The organism is Zobellia alginiliquefaciens (assembly GCF_029323795.1).
GTDB lineage: Bacteria > Bacteroidota > Bacteroidia > Flavobacteriales > Flavobacteriaceae > Zobellia > Zobellia alginiliquefaciens.
The window spans coordinates 724,848-744,507 of record NZ_CP119758.1 but is presented as its reverse complement, the minus strand read 5'-3'; the positions used below and the strand labels follow the sequence as shown (position 1 = coordinate 744,507).

Sequence of the window (19,660 nt, the reverse complement as noted above, 5' to 3'; positions counted from 1 at the left end):
CATACCCCATACATAACGCAAAATACATTGAAAATGAGAAGTAAAATTGTTGCAGGAAACTGGAAAATGAATAAAAACTTAGCTGAAACTGAAGCTTTGTTGACAGAATTGGCAGCTAAATTGCCAGATACACAAGCGGAAGTTATGGTTGCGCCAACATACGTAAACTTGGCATCTGCGGTAAAAGCTTTAGATTCTTCGGTAGTTGAGGTTATTGCCCAGAATATGCACTTTGCTGAAAATGGTGCTTATACAGGTGAGATTTCTGCAGATATGTTGTTGAATATCGGTATAGATACAGCAATAATTGGTCACTCGGAAAGAAGGGCTTACTTTGGTGAAACTGATGAGATTTTAGCAAAAAAAGTAGCTACTGCCTTATCAAAGAACATTCGGGTTATGTTTTGCTTTGGTGAAGAGCTTGAAGATAGAAAATCCGACAATCATTTTAAAGTAGTTGAAAGTCAGTTGAAGAATGCACTTTTCTCTTTGGAAGCTTCTGATTGGAGTAAGATAATTTTGGCGTATGAGCCTGTATGGGCCATTGGAACGGGTGAAACAGCTTCGCCGGAACAAGCTCAGGAAATGCACGCTTTCATCCGTAAAACAATTACAGAAGCATATGATGCTTCAATAGCAAACAATGTTTCCATCCTTTACGGAGGTAGTGTAAAGCCTGCTAATGCTGAAGAAATTTTTGGTAAGCCAGATGTAGATGGTGGCCTTATTGGAGGAGCTTCATTGGTTGCAGATGATTTTGTAGCTATTATAAAAGCTATCTAATAAATTGGAATAGTATTTTTTAAAAAACCCTTTCCCAACCGTTGCGGAAAGGGTTTTCATTTTAAGAGTGAAATTGCAAATAGCACAGTGAAGAAAGTCTTTTAAGGTTTTCGTAAGTACTTGAAGATAAAAACGACCAAGAACCCGTTCAAAAAAGAAAAATGTCAAACATCATATACATTGAATATAATTTTACCATAACACCATTGCAACCTGGATCGGATATTTTAATTGCGGAACTGGGTGAGGTTGGTTTTGAGAGTTTTGTGGAGAATGAGGAAGGGGTCTTGGCCTATATCCAAAAGGGTGATTGGAACGAGGATATTCTAGAGTCCGTAGAAATTCTTGATAATGAATTGTTTCAGGTTGAATTTTCGGTAAAAGAAATAGAACAAGAAAACTGGAATGCCACTTGGGAAGAGAATTTTGAAGCTATTCAAGTTGCGGATCAGTGTGTAGTTCGTGCGCCATTTCACGAAAAGCCAGAAGTTCAATATGATATTGTTATTGAGCCAAAAATGAGCTTTGGTACGGGGCACCATGAGACCACGCATATGATGCTGGAGTTTATTCTTGAAAATGATTTTGACGGAAAAGATGTTTTGGATATGGGTAGTGGTACTGGAGTTTTGGCCATTTTGGCCGCAATGAAAAATGCCAAACACATTGATGCTATAGATATTGATAATTGGTGTTATCTAAATGCAAAGGAAAATGTAGAACGAAATAACTGTAGCCACATTTCAGTCTTTGAAGGCGATTCTTCGTTGCTGGGAGAGCGAAAGTATGATACCATAATAGCTAATATCAATAGGAACATTCTATTGGCGGACATTCCCGTTTACGCTGAAAACCTAAAGGAAAACGGAACACTTTTCTTAAGCGGATTCTATACGGAAGATATTCCGTTAATAAGTGAAACCTGTGTAAAGTCAGGATTAAAGTTTAAAAAAAATCTGGAAAAAAATAATTGGGTTGCGGTAAAATACGTATTTTAGAGAGGTATACTATTTTAAATTGATGAGTATGAGTTTCAAAGAAAAAGTATCGGAAGAACTATTATTAGAAGAAGAAGTTGTAAAACAGAACGAGATTGTTTTATTCAATGATGAGGTCAATACTTTTGATCATGTTATTGAAACCTTAGTTGATGTTTGTGATCATACGCCTGTTCAAGCGGAGCAATGCTCACTTATTGTACACTATAATGGTAAGTGTACGGTAAAAACCGGAGAGTATAAGGATTTGGAACCGCGTTGTGGTAAATTATTGGAGGCGGGGTTGAGTGCAGAAATCGTGTAATAGGGTTTCTGTTTATTTTAATGGGGTAGTTTACTCCTGAGCACTCCATAAGCAAAGGTGCCTAAGGTTGCCGCTGCAATAACTATCAACATACTGAATACTCCAGCGCCTAAAAGTATATACATAGGCCCTGGGCAAGCACCTGCTAATGCCCATCCTAATCCAAAAATGGTACCTCCTAATATATAACGGGTAAAACTTTTATCCTTGGCGGGAAGGTCAATCTCTTTGCCTTCAATACTTTTAACTTTCAACTTTTTAATTACCCATACGGATATTGCGCCAAGCACTACTGCAGAGCCTATTATGCCGTACATGTGAAAGGACTGAAATTTGAACATTTCATAAATTCGGTACCAGGAAACCGCTTCAGACTTCACTAATACAATACCAAAAAATATACCTACGAATAAGAATTTTAGAAATTTCATACTTAAAAAATTAGAGGGAGTAAAAGATGTGTCATAATAAGTCCTCCAATAAAAAAGCCGATTACGGCTATTAAAGAAGGTAGTTGCAGATTGCTTAGGCCAGTAATGGCGTGTCCAGAAGTACATCCGCCAGCATAACGTGTGCCAAATCCTACAAGAAAACCAGCAACTATTAATATGAGTAGGCCTTTAAGTGAAAGTGCGTTGCTCCAATCGTAAATTTCACCTGGTAATAAAGTTTCGCCGGCATTTTCAAAACCCAGTTCTTTTAGATCGGTTATAGTCTGTGGGTTCAGGTCGATCGCGGATCCGTCAGAAAGAAAAGTAACCGCAATAAAGCCGCCAATTATAGCGCCGAGAACAACGGTTAAGTTCCAACGTTGCGCCTTCCAATCAAATCTAAAAAAATCAGCATATTTTCCTGCTCCACCAATACTACAAAATGTTCTAAGGTTTGAGGACATGCCAAAAGTCTTTCCAAAATAGATTAGAAAAACCATAACAGACGTAATCAATGGGCCAGAAACGTACCATGGCCATGGCTGAAGTATGCTATCCATATTAAAAGTTTGTGCAAATGTAAAGGTAATCTGTCTAGTGAATGTAATAGATGTTACATTGGATAGATGTGCCAAGACTGGTAATCTGTGTGGAATTGGTCACAAAAAAATCCCTAAAAACAGATGTTTCTAGGGATTTAGAAGTGATCCTGACAAGATTCGAACTTGTAACCTTCTGATTCGTAGTCAGATGCGCTATCCAGTTGCGCCACAGGACCAATAAAAATACTTTAGTTAGATTTTTTCTGAATGAAAATAAAAAGAGGTCATTTGCAACGACCTTTTTATCTAACGGGGTGCAAATATATTTCTTTTTACATTTACGGCAAAATATAAGTTACATATTAAATGGATTTAAAAACCTTTATTAGAGATATTGACAATTTTCCACAGGAAGGAGTGGTCTTTAAAGATATTACACCTTTGTTGGCGAATGCCCGTGCCATGCAGTATACGTTGCATAAACTTGTTGAAATGGTAGGTGATGTTAGGGTAGATAAGGTAGTGGGCATGGAAAGCCGTGGGTTTTTTTTCGCGCCTCTTTTGGCTCAAAAACTGAATGCAGGTTTCATTCCTGTGAGAAAACCTAATAAATTACCGGCCGCGAGGACCAGTCAGACCTATGATTTGGAATACGGCACCGATACTTTGGAGATACATAGTGATGCTATTACGGCCGGAGAAAAAATCTTAGTACATGATGATGTGCTAGCCACCGGAGGTACGGCAAAGGCCACTTGTGATTTAATCACGCGTTTGGGAGGGGAAATTGTTCAATGTAATTTTTTAATAGAACTAGATTTTTTAAATGGAAGGAATAAATTAGGGAATGCTGAGGTGAAATCTCTTTTGAATTACTAGTCTAATGCACGTGTGGTGACAAAGTAACGCCAACCTATTAAGGCCATCTGAAATTTAGAGGCTTTAGAAAGATCAAGCCTTTTTTTAGAGAAAGACGGAAGGAGGATTTGGTTTGCTTTAGCAAGAAACTTAAAAAATGCTTTTTTCATCAACTAGGTTATTAAAAACACTAACTTATTGAAAATAAAATAAAAGACCGTCATAGGACGGTCTTTTTTGTATATAGGCCTATATGATTCAACTTACGCTATTATCGTGATCAGTGATACTAGTAGGAGTAACAGAATTTTAGCAAGTGTAATCATAATTAGGGGTTTTTAGGGTTAATAGATAGTTGTCAATAATCGATTATCCAATCAAGATAATTAAAAGAAACATCCATTTCCTAGTAAATAGATGAGAATTATTCAATTTAAATGCTGTTTTATAAGTGTAATAACGGATTTGATTAATGATTTTAAAATATTTTCTTCAGTTAAGTTTTTAATTGTTAGTTAATATGTCAATTAACATATTAATATGTAATAAATGAAGAAGCTTTTTTATAAGTCTTTTCTTTTTTAAGCATAAGTTTGGTCAAGAATAAGAAGTTTTTTGTTAAATCCATTTTTAAGAGGGATACTTTTCTTATCCCGGAGGGTAGTGTCAACTCGGTTAAAAAGGTGGTCTTAAGTTAAAATGTTCCTATATCTTTGTCCTTTAATTTTCTGAAATACGTACATGCAGAACCTTCTTTTTATTGTCTTGGGTCTAACGCTTTTAATTGCAGGTGGTAATTGGCTTTTAAAATCTGCCGTAGCACTTTCTCTTAGATTAAACATTCCTAAAATAGTTATTGGTATGACGGTAGTGTCTTTTGCTACCTCTGCTCCAGAATTAATTGTTAGTATTAAGGCAGCTTTAGACGGTTTCCCGGATTTGGCATTGGGTAATGTGGTTGGGTCAAATATTGCAAACCTTGGTTTGGTGTTGGGGGTAACGGTTCTTTTGGGGGCTATAGATGTGCGTAAAACTTTTTATACTACAGATTGGCCGGTTATGATGGCCGCGTCTTTGCTTTTCTTTGCTTTTCTTTTCTTTGATGGTGAGTTGCAACAGTATGAAGGTGTTATTATGGTGGTGGCCTTATTTACTTTTTTGGTCTATCTGCTTCGTTTTCAAAAGCAGGCCGTTGTGGATGAAGCACCCGAAGATGATGTGCCTTTGCCATTATATAAATTAGTATTGTTTTTAGGTCTTGGTGGTACGGCGCTTTGGGGCGGATCTGAGTTGCTGATTAATGGAGCTGTAGGTTTAGCTACATTATATGGCGTTAGTGAGCGTATAATTGCTGTGACCGTGGTTTCGGTAGGTACAAGTATACCGGAATTGGCTGCATCCGTAATTGCGGTCATCAAAAAAGAAAAAGCTATTTCTCTGGGGAATTTAATTGGGTCTAACATTTTTAACCTCTTGGCCGTTTTGGGCATTACATCTATTATCACACCAATTAAAGTAATGGATGATGGATTGTTAAGCAACGACATTTTTTGGATGTTGGGTATCTCTTTTCTTATACTTCCTCTTGTATTTATTCCCAAAGGCCTGCGCCTAGGTTGGCGTGATGGTATGATTTTACTTGGTGTTTATATTGCCTTTGTTTATTTGACGGTAACTTAGGTTGAATGCACTGGTTTTGGGGCTGTTTACAATTTCCTTAAGTTATCCTCATCCAAGCATATTGATATAGTAACCTTATTTAACGCCTGGCTAATATGCGTTTTGTTGTTTTAGTGTCAACTTAAAAAACCACTAAAATGAAAAAAATGAATTTTTTGCCAATGGCAAGTTTGTATTTGTTGACCTTGTTTACCTCCTGTGATAAATTAGATGATTTTATAGGGGGAGGTCATCATGAAGAAGAAATGAAAAAACCATTGATAATTGCTCATAGAGGGGCACAGTCAATTTATCCTGAGCACACGTTAGAAGCCTATGCAAAGGCTATTGAAATGGGGGCGGATTACATTGAGCCAGACTTGGTAATGACAAAGGATAGCTTTTTGGTTGCACGTCATGAGCCATTTATTTCGGGTACTACTAATGTTGCGGACTTGCCTGAGTTTGCCGACTTAAAAACCACTAAAAATCTGGATGGTAAGGAAATTACGGATTGGTTTGTGTCCGATTTCACTTTGGAGCAAATTAAAAAGTTAAAAGCGAAACAAGCCCGTTCTGATCGTTCCGATAGTTTTGATGGTATGTTCCAAATTCCAACAATTGAGGAAATCATCGCCTTGGCAAAATCAAGAAAAACAATAAAGGGTAATGATGTAGGTATTTATCCTGAAATGAAGCATCCTTTTTTTCATAATGAAATGGGTTTTGCAATTGAAGATGCATTATTAACGGTTTTGTCTAGAGCTGGAATGAACTCGTATGAGTCACCTGTGTTCGTGCAGTGTTTTGAAGTTGCTCCATTGCAGTATATCAATTCAAAGTCCGATGTTAAATTGGTACAGTTAATTTCTACGTATAACGTAAATGCTGATGGTACCTTAGATTTTAATGTGCCAGAAGGCGATTTTATCTCTTACGCCGCTCCATTTGATTTTTATGCCAATGGAGACGCTAGAACATATGAGTATTTCTCTACGGAAGACGGTATGCGTTTTGTTTCATCTTATGCAGAGGGTATTGGACCTTGGAAACCTTTTGTTATTTCCTTCACGACGGATGAGTCAGGAGCTATTTCAGTCCTACCAAAAACGGACTTTATAGATTTAGCGCACAAGTATGAGCTGCAGGTGCATCCTTATACATTTAGAAATGAAGATGAGAAATGGAGTAACGGTAATCCTGAGGCGGAGTATCACCTTTTCTTTGATGCCGGTGTCGACGGTGTTTTTACGGATTATACAGATGAAGCTGTAGATGCTTTGCAAACTTGGGAGGGAGCTAAGAAAAAGTAACCCCCATTAAGCTTTCAAAATTAGATATAAAAAACGCCCGAACCATTTGGTTCGGGCGTTTTACATTATGTCAACAACAAAAAATTTTATTCTAATTAAATCTTAGCAGATTTAACTGTTTTGATGATTCTACCCGCAATCTTGTACGGATCACCATTAGAAGCAGGTCTTCTGTCTTCTAACCAACCTTTCCAGCCTTGCTCTACTGTAATAATTGGAATACGTATAGAAGCACCTCTATCAGAAATACCAAAGCTAAAGTCGTTAATTGAAGCAGTTTCGTGATCACCAGTCAAACGTTGGTCGTTAAATTCACCGTAAACAGCAATGTGTTCTTTTACAACAGGACGGAAAGCTTCACATATTTTCTCATATGTTGCTTTGTCTCCACATGTTCTTAAAACTTCGTTAGAGAAGTTGGCATGCATACCAGAACCGTTCCAATCCATGTCTTTTCCTAATGGCTTAGGGTGGTATTCAATGTAATAACCATGTTGTTCTGTTAATCTATCTAAAAGGTATCTTGCGATCCAGATTTCATCACCTGCTTTTTTAGCACCTTTGGCGAACAATTGAAATTCCCATTGTCCAGAAGCAACCTCTTGGTTAATTCCTTCAAAGTTCAATCCAGCATCGATACAAAGATCCGCGTGCTCTTCTACGATATCTCTACCGTGTGTATTTTTACCACCTACTGAACAGTAGTACATTCCTTGTGGAGCAGGGTAACCACCAATTGGGAAACCTAAAGGAAGTTGAGTAGCGGTATCCATAATAAAGTATTCTTGTTCGAAACCGAACCAGAAATCATTATCATCATCATCAATAGTTGCTCTACCGTTAGAAACGTGTGGAGTTCCATCAGCATTCAAGACCTCGGTCATTACTAAATAGGCATCTCTACGCGCAGGGTCAGGGTAAATAGCAACTGGTTTTAACAAGCAATCTGAAGATCCACCTACTGCTTGTCTTGTTGAACTTCCATCAAAAGACCACATATCACAATCTTCTAATTTTCCACTAAAATCATTAACGACTTTAGTCTTGCTACGCATGTTCTGTGTAGGGAAATATCCATCCAACCAGATGTACTCTAATTTTGTTTTGCTCATAATTACGGTAATTAATTTTAAATTTAAAGACAAACAAAAATATGTTTTTTGTTGAATTATACTAATTTTTAGGGGGGTAAATGTGGAAAAATTGAGTATTATTTACAATAGCCCTAAATTTAACAGGGTATTTTGTGGTAAGTTGATTATTTTAAGTTTTTATTATTAAATCGTTAATCCTTATTTTAGCCGCTCAAAATAATGTAATAATATGTCTAGACAGCGATTTGATGCTATTGCCGAGAGCAAAAAGAGAGACCGGGTAAATGTTGATGAAAAGGGGCGTAGGTCAGAGCTTTATGCTACTAATGTGTTCAATAATGAGCGAATGTTGCAATACCTTACCAAAGATGCTTTGGCGAGCGTGCAGGGGGCAATTTTTTCCGGATCAAAGATTGACAGAAAAATTGCTGATCAAGTAGCTGAATCCATGAAATCATGGGCTATAGAAATGGGGGCTACTCATTATACCCACTGGTTTCAGCCACTTACAGGCGCAACTGCCGAGAAGCACGATGCGTTTTTTGATTTGATGCCCGATGGAAGGGCGTTGGAGAAATTTGGAGGTGGACAATTGGTACAGCAGGAACCGGATGCCTCTAGTTTTCCTAGTGGTGGAATACGTAATACATTTGAGGCAAGAGGGTATACGGCATGGGATCCAACGAGTCCGGCTTTTGTGTATGACACCACATTATGTATACCAACGGTATTTGTCTCATATACCGGTGAAGCTTTAGATAATAAGGCGCCTTTGTTACGAGCGTTGAGTGCAGTTGACGAAGCTGCAACAGCGGTGGCTAAGTTTTTTGACAAAACCGTAGTTAAGGTCAATGCTACCCTAGGTTGGGAACAAGAATATTTTTTGGTAGATAAAGAACTTGCTGCTTCACGTGTAGATATCAGTTTAACAGGGCGTACCTTAGTTGGGCATTCCGCAGCAAAGGGGCAGCAACTGGATGATCATTATTTTGGTGTGATTCCTTTGAGGGCAATCAATTTTATGAAGGAATTGGAGGTAGAATGTATGCTTCTGGGAATTCCTGTAAAAACCCGTCATAACGAAGTAGCACCCAACCAATTTGAATTGGCTCCTGTTTTTGAGGAAGCTAATCTGGCGGTTGATCATAACCTTCTTTTGATGGATGTTATGGATCGTATTGCGGACAAACATCAGCTTAAAGTTCTTTTTCATGAAAAACCATTTGCAGAAATCAATGGCTCGGGAAAACACAATAACTGGTCTTTGGCTACGGATACAGGTGTAAATTTATTGAGTCCAGGTTCTACACCTATGAAGAACCTTCAATTTTTGACCTTTTTTATTAATACTATAAAAGCAGTGGATAGGTATGAGGAGTTGTTGAGGTCTTCCATAGCGTCTGCCAGTAATGACCATAGATTGGGAGCAAACGAGGCTCCACCGGCAATTCTATCCATATTTGTAGGGAAGCAGTTGAGTAGTGTTTTAGATGAGTTGGAAGGTGTGTCTAAGGGAAAATTATCCCCTGAGGAAAAAACGGAACTTAAACTTAACGTAGTCGGTAAAATCCCTGAAATTTTATTGGATAACACAGACCGTAATCGTACTTCGCCATTTGCATTTACAGGAAATAAGTTTGAAATGCGTGGAGTGGGTTCAAAGACCAATTGTGCTAAGCCTATGACCATTTTAAATACAATTGTAGCCAAGCAGTTGCAAGAATTTAAAAAGGAAGTTGATGCGCTGGTTGATAAAAAGAGTCTCAAAAAAGATGAAGCGGTTTTTAATGTACTGAGAGAGTATATAAAAACGTCTAAGCGAATTCGTTTTGATGGAGATGGGTATAGTGATGAATGGGAAAAAGAAGCTAAAAGAAGAAAGCTAAGTAACAATAAGAATACGCCACAGGCCCTACAGGTTTTAACCTCAAAAGAAAGTTTAGACCTTTTTGAGTCAATGGGGGTTATGAGCGAAAAAGAAGTTACGGCAAGACAAGAGGTAGAGCTGGATGCTTATATTTTGCATATTCAGATAGAGGGTAGGGTGTTTAATGAGTTGGTGTACAATCATATTATTCCGTCTGTTATAGAATATCAAAATATGTTGATTAAAAACGTTCTGGGGCTAAAGGAGATATATGGTGCTGCCCACAGGAAATTGACGGATGGCCAATCTGGAATTATAGAGCAGATTGCGGAGCATATTACCGAGCTTAAAAAACAGACGGACGCTATGACCGATGCTAGAAGAAAGGCTAATAAGCTTGCCGATACGCATAAGAAAGCTTTTGCTTATAGCGATAACGTAAAGCCTTATTTTGATGAAATACGGATGCATTGCGATAAATTAGAACGGTTGGTAGACAATCGTTTTTGGCCACTTACCAAATACAGGGAGTTATTGTCCATTAAATAAGTTTCGGCCTCGTTTTTACGAGGCCTTTTTTTGTAAAACGCAGTTGGTCTAAGAACTTTTAGAAAGTTTTTTTTGTCAAGCGATGAATATTCGGTGAATACCTTATTTTTGCCAAAAAGCCGTTATAATGAGTTCGTCTACCAGTGAAAGATACAGTCAAAGAGGGGTTTCTGCCTCAAAAGAAGATGTGCACAATGCAATTAAAAATATTGATAAAGGGCTCTTTCCTAAGGCGTTCTGTAAAATTGTGCCGGATTATTTAACGAACGATGATGCGTATTGTTTGGTAATGCATGCAGATGGTGCCGGTACCAAATCATCATTGGCTTATATGTATTGGAAAGAAACGGGTGATGTTTCGGTTTGGAAAGGTATAGCTCAAGATGCGCTTATTATGAACATAGATGATCTTATCTGTGTTGGTGCTACGGATAATATTATGCTTTCTTCCACTATTGGGCGTAATAAAAATTTGATTCCTGGTGAAGTGATATCCGAAATCATAAACGGTACCGAAGAGCTTATAAATGATTTGGCAGAACATGGTCTAACCATCCGTTCTACAGGTGGTGAAACAGCAGATGTTGGGGATTTGGTACGTACTATAATTGTAGATTCTACGGTAACGGCTCGCTTAAAGAAAAAGGATGTTATAGATAATGCTAATATTAAGGCAGGAGACGTAATAGTTGGGTTGGCATCGTTCGGTCAGGCTACTTATGAGAAAGAATATAACGGAGGTATGGGCAGTAATGGACTTACTTCTGCTAGACATGATGTTTTTTCAAAGTATCTAGCGGAAAAATACCCTGAGAGTTTTGATGCTTCCGTACCTGAGGATTTAGTGTATTCCGGTAGTACAAAATTAACGGATAAAGTTGATGAAAATGTACCATTGGATGCTGGTAAGTTGGTGTTGTCTCCAACTAGAACCTATGCGCCAATTGTAAAGAAAATTTTGAGCAAATATACCTCTGAAGATATTCATGGAATGGTGCATTGTAGTGGTGGTGCCCAGACTAAAATCCTTCATTTTGTAGATGAACTTCATATTGTAAAGGATAATCTTTTTCCTGTTCCTCCTCTTTTTAAATTGATTCAGGAACAATCGGGTACGGATTGGAAAGAAATGTATCAGGTGTTTAACTGTGGTCATCGTCTTGAGATTTATACGAATGAGAGTGTAGCCAAAGACTTGATTGCTATTTCAGAAAGTTTTGGTGTAGATGCCCGGATTGTGGGTAGGGTAGAAGCTAGTGATTCAAAAAAACTGACTATCCAGAGTTCTTATGGTAAGTTTGTTTATTAAGGTATACGAATCGTTTCAATAGTTCGTTGTTTATAGTAAACAGTAGTACTATGGAAAGAAAACACTTCTTAAAAACCTTAGGGGCCAGCGCTGCATTTGCGCTTGCTTTTCCATGTTTGCATGGTTGTTCTAGTGATAGTGGGGACAATATTGAGGGTGAAGGTAATACTCCCGTACCTACCGGAATTGATTTTACTTTAGATTTAGAAGCTTCAGAAAATGCAAAACTTGCAGAGAACGGCGGGTTTATAGTGAAGGATTTGGTCGTTGTAGCTAAGAATTTGGAAGGAGAATTTGTTGCAGCTAGTCAAGTTTGTAGTCATCAAGGTTATGAAGAAGTGCGCTTTGCTAGTATAAATGGGGGCATTTTTTACTGTGATGTCCATAATTCACGTTTTGAGCAAAATGGTACACCAATTAACCAAGTAGATAGCGCTGCACCAAAGGCCTTGAAGGTTTTTAAAACCGAATTAAACGGTAATATGCTACGCATATTTGAATAAATGGCATTGATTTTGTCTAATACATAGTATGAAAAAGGTTTTCTTCTTGGTATTCATGATGGTAGCTCTGTCGCTTTCCGCCCAAAAATGGGAAGATAGTTACCAAGATGCCGTTGTCCTTGCAAAAAAGGAAAACAAGAATCTTCTTCTTGTTTTTGCTGGTTCTGACTGGTGCGGACCTTGTATAAAGTTGGATAAGACCATATGGCAATCAGAAGATTTTAAAAAATTTGCAGAAGCCCATTTGGTTCTCTATAAAGCGGATTTTCCAAGAAAAAAAGCGAATAAACTTAATAAGGAGCTAGCTCTTCAAAATAACAATTTGGCCGAACGGTATAATTCAAATGGACATTTCCCTTTGGTTGTATTGTTGAATGAAGAAGAAAAAGTTATTGGAAAAACAGGCTATTTAAAGCTTTCTCCCACAGAATATATAACACACTTAAAATCTATGTTTGAGTGAGAACGGTATTTTACATACTCGCTTTTATGTTCTTTACCAGTGGTTTTGCCCAGGAAAAGAAACTCGTAACCGTCCATAAGGCCATGGAACTTATGGGAACACGGTTTGATATTACAGTGGTTTCTAGTAATGAGGACATAGGGTATATAAATATTGAAGAAGCTACAGCAGAGATTCAGAGAATCGAAAATATGATTTCGGCATGGAATCCGGAATCGGAAACTTCATTGATAAATTTAAATGCCGGTGTAAAGCCGGTAAAAGTGAGTCAAGAATTGTTTATGCTGATAGAAAGAGCAAAACAGATTTCTGAAATCACAGATGGTGCTTTTGATATTTCTTTTGCTTCCATGGATAATATTTGGGCTTTTGATGGTTCTATGGCTCAAATTCCCACACCTGAGGAAATAAGTGAGTCCGTTAAAAATGTAGGTTACGAAAACATAATTTTGAATCCGTTTGAGAAAACCGTCTATCTAAGCCAAAAGGGGATGAGAATATCTTTTGGGGCCATAGGTAAAGGATATGCAGCGGATAAGGCTAAGGAGCTTTTGGTATCAAAACAGGTGCTTGGTGGTATAATTAATGCGGCCGGAGACCTTACTACATGGGGAACGAAAGCAACTGGGGAAAAGTGGTTGATCGGAATAGCGAATCCCTTGAGCGATGAAAAGATTTTTTCTTGGCTACCAATTGTTGAATCTTCGGTGGCCACATCTGGAAATTCTGAGAAATATGTCATTTTTAAGGGCGTTAAATATTCTCATATTTTGGATCCAAGAACCGGCTATCCTTCCACAGGAGTAAACAGTGTTTCAATTTTTGCAAAAAGCGCAGAACTGTGTGATGCCTTGGCCACGGCAGTTTATATAATGGGTAAGGAAGATGGACTCGCTCTAATAAACCAATTGGGTGGAACCGAGGTTATTTTGGTGGATTCTTCTAACCGAGTGTATAAAAGTAGTGGCATTCTGTTAAATGAAAAACCTTGAAGGTGATTGCTTCCTACGCGTAAATTTCCGAAACAGAAGTAAAGTGATTCATGATTGGGTTAAGTAAGCTTTTCATCAAAATGAACGAATATCAATAAATGTACAAATTTGTCGTAAATTCGCATCACAAGTGATGTAAGATAATGATAGATAAACTTAATATAGTAAAGCAGCGTTTTGATGAGGTTTCTGACCTTATTATTCAGCCGGATATTATTTCGGACCAGAAGCGCTATGTAGGATTAACCAAAGAATATTCAGATTTAAAAGAGCTTGTGGCTAAACGTGATGTTTACGTTGAGCTTATGGATAACATTCAAGAGGCTGAAGAAATTATAGCGGACGGTAGTGATGCCGAGATGGTGGAAATGGCCAAAATGCAGTTGGAAGAGGCTAAAGCGAACCTTCCGCAGCTAGAAGAGGAGATAAAGTTAATGCTTATACCTAAAGACCCTGAAGACGCTAAAGATGTGGTTGTTGAGATCAGGGCCGGAACGGGTGGGGACGAGGCAAGTATATTTGCAGGAGACTTGTTCCGCATGTATACCAAGTATTGTGAAAGCAAAGGTTGGAAAACCAATGTAATCGATTTGAGTGAAGGTACGAGTGGAGGTTATAAAGAAATCCAGTTTGAAGTTACCGGTAAGGATGTATACGGAACGCTAAAATTTGAGGCTGGTGTACACCGTGTGCAACGCGTACCGCAGACAGAAACCCAGGGTAGGGTTCATACTAGTGCCTCAACGGTAATGGTGCTTCCTGAGGCCGAAGATTTTGATGTTCAAATAGACCCGAAAGATGTCCGAATAGATTTTTTCTGTTCTTCGGGACCAGGGGGGCAGTCGGTAAACACTACCTATTCAGCGGTACGTTTAACTCACATTCCTACTGGGTTGGTGGCGCAATGTCAAGATCAAAAATCCCAGCATAAGAATAAGGATAAAGCGTTTAGGGTACTGCGTTCAAGATTGTATGATCTAGAACTTGCAAAAAAGCAAGAAGAAGATGCGGCAAAACGTAATTCTCAGGTAAGTAGTGGAGACCGTTCAGCAAAAATTAGAACGTACAATTATCCGCAAGGTCGTGTTACCGATCACCGTATTGGATTAACGCTTTACGATTTGCAAAATATTATTGATGGTGATATTCAGAAAATCATTGATGAGTTGAGCTTTGTAGAAAACACCGAAAAATTGAAAGAAGCATCCGAAATTTTTTAACGTACTATCTTTTTTTTCAGAAACATAACATTATAGCCGTAGCGCCTCTATGACCACTGAACAACTTGTTGCCCAAATCAGAAAGAAAAAATCATTTCTATGCATCGGTCTTGACACCGATTTGGAAAAAATTCCACCTCATTTGTTATCCGAAGAAGACCCAATATTCGCCTTTAATAAAGCAATTATTGATGCTACGCACGATGTTTGTGTGTCTTATAAGCCTAATATCGCTTTTTACGAAGCATATGGTATTGAAGGATGGCAATCACTAGATAAGACCATTAAGTATATCAATAGTAATTATCCAGAGATTTTTACCATTGCAGATGCCAAACGTGGGGATATAGGAAATACCTCTACGCGTTACGCAAAGGCGTTCTTTGAAGATATGGAGTTTGACTCTGTTACAATTGCTCCGTACATGGGGAAAGATTCGGTTGAGCCATTTTTGGCCTTTGAAAATAAGTATACAATACTCTTGGCATTAACATCAAATGTTGGTGCCTTTGATTATCAGACAAAGTTGATAGAGGGTAAGGAGTTGTATAAAATAGTTTTGGAGACTTCCAAAACTTATAAGAACTCTGAAAATTTAATGTACGTAGTAGGCGCAACAAAAGCGGAATATTTAAAAGATATCCGAAAAATTATTCCTAAAAGCTTTTTGCTGGTGCCGGGAGTTGGCGCGCAAGGGGGAAGTCTTAAAGAGGTCTGCGAAAATGGAATGAGCGAAAACGTAGGTCTTCTGGTAAATTCATCACGAGGTATCATATATGCCTCGACCGGTTCGGACTTTGCGGACGCAGCAAGGCACAAGGCGATAGAGCTACAACGTCAAATGGCCGAACTTTTATAGTTTTCGAAGAAATTACTTTATCATATTTTCCAAAACTCTCTGAATCTTCTCAGCCTTTTGCTCAAAAAATTCTACCAACTTAGTATCGGCATATTTCATATCGTTAGCTTTCCCTAAGAAAGTTTGATATTGGTGCTCTAAAAGTGATATCGCGTTTCTGTTTGAAGTAATCGAGGTAACTGTTCCTACCCTGCAATATTGATTTTCCATAGTCTTAAAATGCTTTATTACAAATATACGGACAGAAATTCGCTTTGGATCTCGATTATCGCTGTACATGGCAAAAATTAAGATGAATTGATGATTTATTAACAATTCATAAATAGAATGCTTGCGGATCTCTTTTGCTAGTTGTTAATAACTCTTTTTTTCTTGCGGTTTTGTTAAATCTATTTTGTTAAAACGATAAGATATTAACAATCTTTCTGGGAGAGTGTATGGGTTTGGAAATCAGATTCTTAGTTTTTTATAGTTTTTCTTAAATTTTTCATTTTAATAGGTAGCTGTGGATTTTATTTTTTGCTCAAACTAAAAATGGATCAAAAGATTTAATACATTGCAAGATTCCGTAATGGGAAAAAAGAGAGAACACTTTGCTGAATTACGTAACATATTTACATCAAGAATCGGATTCTTGGGTCACCTTTGTGCATGGAGCTGGAGGCAGCTCTTCTATTTGGTACAAACAACTAAGGGAATTTAGAAAACACTTTAACGTTTTGCTTCTAGACCTTAGAGGGCATGGTGATTCCCAACCTGGTCTAAAGGATGCTTTCAATGATAAGTATACTTTTGATTATATCACGGAAGATATCTTAGAGGTATTGGATTTTCTTAAAATTCAAAAATCTCATTTTATAGGAATTTCATTGGGTACCGTACTGATTAGAAATTTAGCGGAACAGTATCCTGGCCGTGTAGAAAGCATGGTGTTGGGTGGGGCCATTATAAGGTTAGATATGCGCTTTAGGATTTTAATGGGCTTTGGTGGTCTATTTAAGTCATTAGTTCCTTATATCTGGTTGTACAAACTATTTACTTTTGCCATTATGCCGGACGGTAATCACAAAGAGTCTAGATTGCTTTTCGTGAGGGAAGCAAAAAAGATGTATCAAAAAGAGTTTGTACGTTGGTATAAGATGGGGTCGCAAATCAACAGGTTGTTACGTTTTTTTAGAGCGGGAGATATCAACATTCCAACTTTATATGTTATGGGAGGAGAGGATTATCTTTTTCTTCCGTCCGTTAAGAAAATGGTGCAGAAGCAAGCCCAATCTAGTTTGTTGACCATTGAGCACTGCGGTCATGTAGTTAATGTAGAACAACCACAATTGTTTAATCGTTTTGTCATTGATTTTGTGGCTGATGTAAATAGAGGGTAATTACTTCTTTCTATATTAAAACTAAGCACTACAAATTTCCTGATCTTAAATCCTTTCTACCTTAATAAAAAACAAAAAAAACCGGTGCTCCCACCGGTTTTAAACTAACTAACTCAAAAATTACTAACTCAAAAAATTCAGTGTCATAATCTCTAATTTTTAACAATCAACAAGGTCTTAGAGATTCGTAGTTTATGAAGACTACTTATGAGTTTAACGGGTTAATTTTCAAGTTATTGTAAGGTTTGTGGTAAAAATTTATTTTTAATCTTGCAGGCTGAAAACACGCTTTAAAAGGTCTGTTGTTCTTGATGCGGTATTGTTTCTTATTTCCTTTTCTTCTACGGCGATCATAGTGTAAACTCCGTTAAGTGCTTCTTGGGTTACATAGTCCGTTAAATCAGGATTTACTTTTTTGGTCAGGGGTATATTGTTGTATTTGGTAATAAGGTTACTCCAGATTTTATCAGCCCCTACTTTGCTAAAAGAATTTTTAATTACCGGGTTGAATTTTGCGTAAAGTTGTGTTTGGGTAGCTGAGGTTAAATATTGTGTAGCTGCATTATCGCTACCTAGTAAAATGTTCTTGGCATCGCTAAAAGTGATACCTTTTACAGCATCAACAAAAATAGGGGTGGCTTCGCCTACGGCATCTTCTGCAGCTCGGTTTAAAACTTTAAGACCTTCATCGGCTAGGCTGCCAAGACCTATGTCTCTAAGGGTTTTATCTACTTTTTGCAGCTCCTCTGGCAGTAATATTTTTACGGCTTCGTTCTTTAAGAATCCATCTTCTTGAGTAAGTTTGCTCACTTGGCTTTGAATACCCTTGTCCAGGGCCTGTCTTAATCCGGCGGCAATTTGGTCATTGCCTAGTCCTGCTTCGCCCTGCGGTAACTGGTTAACGACCTGTTGAAGTTCGTGGCATGACGTTAGGCTCAATGCGAAAAATAATATGATAAGTTTTTTCATAGTCTTGTTTTAGGGTTTGTATCATGAAAGATATGGGGATACCTTACTCAATAATTTGTAGTTAATGGTTATAATACTATAGGAATTCGCTTTAAATATATATTACGAAAAAATCACGGTCTTATTGTTGTAAACCATGGTCTTTCTAAGGATATGAAGTTTTATAGCTCTTGACAATACTATTTTTTCTAGATCACGACCTTTAGCAATAAAGTCTTTGATACTGTGCGCATGGGTTACAGTGGTAACATCTTGCTCTATAATAGGACCTGCATCTAATTCTTCGGTAACATAATGACTGGTGGCACCTATAATCTTAACTCCGCGTTTATACGCTGCGTGGTACGGTTTGGCACCAGCAAATGCAGGTAAGAATGAGTGATGAATGTTGATAATGCGATTAGGAAAGTTGCTTATTATTTTAGGACTGACAATCTGCATATATCTGGCTAAAACAATAAAATCAACATTGTATTCTTTTAAAAGTTCTAGTTGTTTTGATTCGGCTTCAGCTTTAGTATCCTTGGTTACGGGAATGTGGTAATACGGAATGTTAAACTGATCGGCAATGAGTTTAAGATCGGGGTGGTTGCTAATAATGAACGGAATTTCAACTTCAAGTTCATTTGAGTTAAACCGACTTAAAATATCGTAAAGACAGTGATTGTATTTAGATACGAATAAAGCCATTTTGGGTTTTATACCTGCCTCATGCATGCTCCATTGCATGTGGTATCTATCGGCCAGTTCCAGTTGAAATTCTTGTTTAAAGCTGTCGGTAGAAAAAGTGGGGTTTTCAAAATCACTGTCCAATCGCATAAAAAATACGTTGGTTTCTTTATCAACATGTTGGTCTAGGTAAACGATATTCCCTTTATGTTGGTGTATAAAGTTAGTGGTAACACTTATGATTCCCGCTTGATCGGGGCAATGAATAAGAATTGTTGTTTTCAAAATCGATAATTTAAAATCCAAAATTAGAACTTTAAACTAACAATTTTAGTATAACCTAAATTTTAAAACAAATTGAAGGAAAAGAAGTTTAATTAAAATAATTGGCTCCACCGTCAGGAAAAGAACTGCGCCACTTTTTGAAAGAACGCCTAAAGCTTTTTATTTCTGTTCTTAAGAGGTTTAAATATTCTTTTTCTTTTACGCCGTCATTTTCCAGGCCATTACAATAGGAGTTGATGTTGCGTATCATTATATTAATGAAGCTAGCGCTTTTCATCCGTTCTATATGGCAGCCACTGATTTCTGCAGAAGCAATTTTCTTGGGAATAAGTATTGCATCCGTTAACAAGGAGTTAGCAATGCTATCTCTATGGCTATTAGATTGGTAGAGTTTTAAAAGGTCTTTGTTTAAGGAAACGTACGACGCAATTTCTCTGCTCATATGGCAAAGCTCTAAGGCTTTTTTATAGACCGGTAAGGTACGAAGGTTCTTGTAAGACATTTTTCTTTCACTAGCAATTAGGATTAATAAAGTTACGGCCAGTTTTTAAGTTTTGTCTTTAGAATCAAAAGCTATTTTGTAATTTAGCTTTGGATATTAAGGTAATTTT

At 37.5% G+C, this 19,660-nt stretch carries 21 protein-coding genes and 1 tRNA gene; 14 read left to right on the top strand and 8 right to left on the bottom strand.

Translation table 11 applies throughout. The features are described 5' to 3' along the window. Positions 1-33 precede the first annotated feature (33 nt). The 3 genes from tpiA to P0077_RS03125 all read left to right on the top strand — a co-directional run bounded on the left by tpiA (position 34) and on the right by P0077_RS03125 (position 2,085). Positions 34-783 carry a triose-phosphate isomerase gene (tpiA, locus tag P0077_RS03135; protein ID WP_276167710.1) on the top strand — a complete coding sequence of 250 codons (750 nt, stop codon included), beginning with the start codon at positions 34-36 and terminating at the stop codon, positions 781-783. Between the two features lie 161 nt (positions 784-944). After that, entirely contained in the window at positions 945-1,781 is an 837-nt protein-coding gene (gene prmA, locus P0077_RS03130; protein ID WP_276167709.1) for a 50S ribosomal protein L11 methyltransferase, read from the top strand. A 28-nt stretch (positions 1,782-1,809) separates the two neighbouring features. Next, on the top strand, positions 1,810-2,085 hold the full coding sequence (locus tag P0077_RS03125; protein ID WP_215939893.1) for an ATP-dependent Clp protease adaptor ClpS: 276 nt from the start codon (positions 1,810-1,812) through the stop codon (positions 2,083-2,085). A gap of 17 nt (positions 2,086-2,102) precedes the next feature. On the opposite strand, the gene P0077_RS03120 is transcribed toward P0077_RS03125, so the two are convergent. The 3 genes from P0077_RS03120 to P0077_RS03110 all read right to left on the bottom strand — a co-directional run bounded on the left by P0077_RS03120 (position 2,103) and on the right by P0077_RS03110 (position 3,294). Further along, a complete protein-coding gene (locus P0077_RS03120) occupies positions 2,103-2,516 on the bottom strand; it encodes a DUF6691 family protein (protein WP_276167708.1) in 414 nt (137 codons plus the stop codon). A 2-nt stretch (positions 2,517-2,518) separates the two neighbouring features. Continuing rightward, complete coding sequence (locus tag P0077_RS03115) at positions 2,519-3,076, bottom strand: YeeE/YedE family protein (protein ID WP_276167707.1); 558 nt, start codon at positions 3,074-3,076, stop codon at positions 2,519-2,521. A gap of 144 nt (positions 3,077-3,220) precedes the next feature. Further along, positions 3,221-3,294, bottom strand: a tRNA-Arg gene (locus P0077_RS03110). Between the two features lie 130 nt (positions 3,295-3,424). Between P0077_RS03110 and P0077_RS03105 the strand changes: the two genes are divergently transcribed. Then, positions 3,425-3,937, top strand: a complete 513-nt coding sequence (locus P0077_RS03105; protein WP_276167706.1) for an adenine phosphoribosyltransferase — start codon at positions 3,425-3,427, stop codon at positions 3,935-3,937. On the opposite strand, the gene P0077_RS03100 is transcribed toward P0077_RS03105, so the two are convergent. Then, entirely contained in the window at positions 3,934-4,086 is a 153-nt protein-coding gene (locus P0077_RS03100) for an SsrA-binding protein (RefSeq protein WP_276167705.1), read from the bottom strand. The two genes, P0077_RS03105 and P0077_RS03100, sit on opposite strands and share 4 nt — an antisense overlap. A gap of 571 nt (positions 4,087-4,657) precedes the next feature. Between P0077_RS03100 and P0077_RS03095 the strand changes: the two genes are divergently transcribed. Both P0077_RS03095 and P0077_RS03090 read left to right on the top strand, forming a co-directional pair. Then, the gene (locus tag P0077_RS03095; protein WP_276167704.1) at positions 4,658-5,596 is read left to right on the top strand and encodes a calcium/sodium antiporter; all 939 of its coding nucleotides are present in this window, start codon (positions 4,658-4,660) and stop codon (positions 5,594-5,596) included. 137 nt (positions 5,597-5,733) lie between these two features. After that, positions 5,734-6,888 (top strand): glycerophosphodiester phosphodiesterase, encoded by a 1,155-nt coding sequence (locus P0077_RS03090; protein WP_276167703.1) that lies wholly within the window; start codon positions 5,734-5,736, stop codon positions 6,886-6,888. A gap of 95 nt (positions 6,889-6,983) precedes the next feature. Here P0077_RS03090 and P0077_RS03085 read toward each other — a convergent pair whose 3' ends face one another. Next, positions 6,984-8,000, bottom strand: coding sequence for a glutamine synthetase beta-grasp domain-containing protein (locus P0077_RS03085; protein ID WP_276167702.1), 1,017 nt, complete (start codon positions 7,998-8,000; stop codon positions 6,984-6,986). Between the two features lie 211 nt (positions 8,001-8,211). Between P0077_RS03085 and P0077_RS03080 the strand changes: the two genes are divergently transcribed. The 8 genes from P0077_RS03080 (at position 8,212) to P0077_RS03045 (ending at position 17,126) form a co-directional block, all read left to right on the top strand. Next, a complete protein-coding gene (locus tag P0077_RS03080; RefSeq protein WP_276167701.1) occupies positions 8,212-10,398 on the top strand; it encodes a glutamine synthetase III family protein in 2,187 nt (728 codons plus the stop codon). A 127-nt stretch (positions 10,399-10,525) separates the two neighbouring features. After that, positions 10,526-11,707, top strand: a complete 1,182-nt coding sequence (locus P0077_RS03075; protein WP_276167700.1) for an AIR synthase related protein — start codon at positions 10,526-10,528, stop codon at positions 11,705-11,707. Between the two features lie 50 nt (positions 11,708-11,757). Further along, positions 11,758-12,210, top strand: coding sequence for a QcrA and Rieske domain-containing protein (locus tag P0077_RS03070; protein WP_276167699.1), 453 nt, complete (start codon positions 11,758-11,760; stop codon positions 12,208-12,210). A 28-nt stretch (positions 12,211-12,238) separates the two neighbouring features. Next, on the top strand, positions 12,239-12,673 hold the full coding sequence (locus tag P0077_RS03065; RefSeq protein ID WP_276167698.1) for a thioredoxin family protein: 435 nt from the start codon (positions 12,239-12,241) through the stop codon (positions 12,671-12,673). Continuing rightward, entirely contained in the window at positions 12,670-13,665 is a 996-nt protein-coding gene (locus P0077_RS03060; protein WP_349292972.1) for an FAD:protein FMN transferase, read from the top strand. The genes P0077_RS03065 and P0077_RS03060 overlap by 4 nt, the downstream gene beginning before the upstream one ends. A 143-nt stretch (positions 13,666-13,808) precedes the next feature. Continuing rightward, positions 13,809-14,885 (top strand): peptide chain release factor 1, encoded by a 1,077-nt coding sequence (gene prfA, locus P0077_RS03055; protein WP_276167697.1) that lies wholly within the window; start codon positions 13,809-13,811, stop codon positions 14,883-14,885. A 49-nt stretch (positions 14,886-14,934) separates the two neighbouring features. Continuing rightward, a complete protein-coding gene (pyrF, locus tag P0077_RS03050; protein WP_276167696.1) occupies positions 14,935-15,744 on the top strand; it encodes an orotidine-5'-phosphate decarboxylase in 810 nt (269 codons plus the stop codon). Positions 15,745-16,337: 593 nt separating this feature from the next. Then, positions 16,338-17,126 carry an alpha/beta fold hydrolase gene (locus P0077_RS03045; protein WP_276167695.1) on the top strand — a complete coding sequence of 263 codons (789 nt, stop codon included), beginning with the start codon at positions 16,338-16,340 and terminating at the stop codon, positions 17,124-17,126. 264 nt (positions 17,127-17,390) lie between these two features. Here P0077_RS03045 and P0077_RS03040 read toward each other — a convergent pair whose 3' ends face one another. The 3 genes from P0077_RS03040 to P0077_RS03030 form a co-directional block, all read right to left on the bottom strand. After that, on the bottom strand, positions 17,391-18,095 hold the full coding sequence (locus tag P0077_RS03040) for a DUF4197 domain-containing protein (protein WP_276167694.1): 705 nt from the start codon (positions 18,093-18,095) through the stop codon (positions 17,391-17,393). Between the two features lie 102 nt (positions 18,096-18,197). Further along, positions 18,198-19,049 (bottom strand): formyltetrahydrofolate deformylase, encoded by an 852-nt coding sequence (gene purU, locus P0077_RS03035; RefSeq protein ID WP_276167693.1) that lies wholly within the window; start codon positions 19,047-19,049, stop codon positions 18,198-18,200. Between the two features lie 88 nt (positions 19,050-19,137). Further along, complete coding sequence (locus P0077_RS03030) at positions 19,138-19,491, bottom strand: hypothetical protein (RefSeq protein ID WP_349292971.1); 354 nt, start codon at positions 19,489-19,491, stop codon at positions 19,138-19,140. Positions 19,492-19,660: the final 169 nt, after the last annotated feature.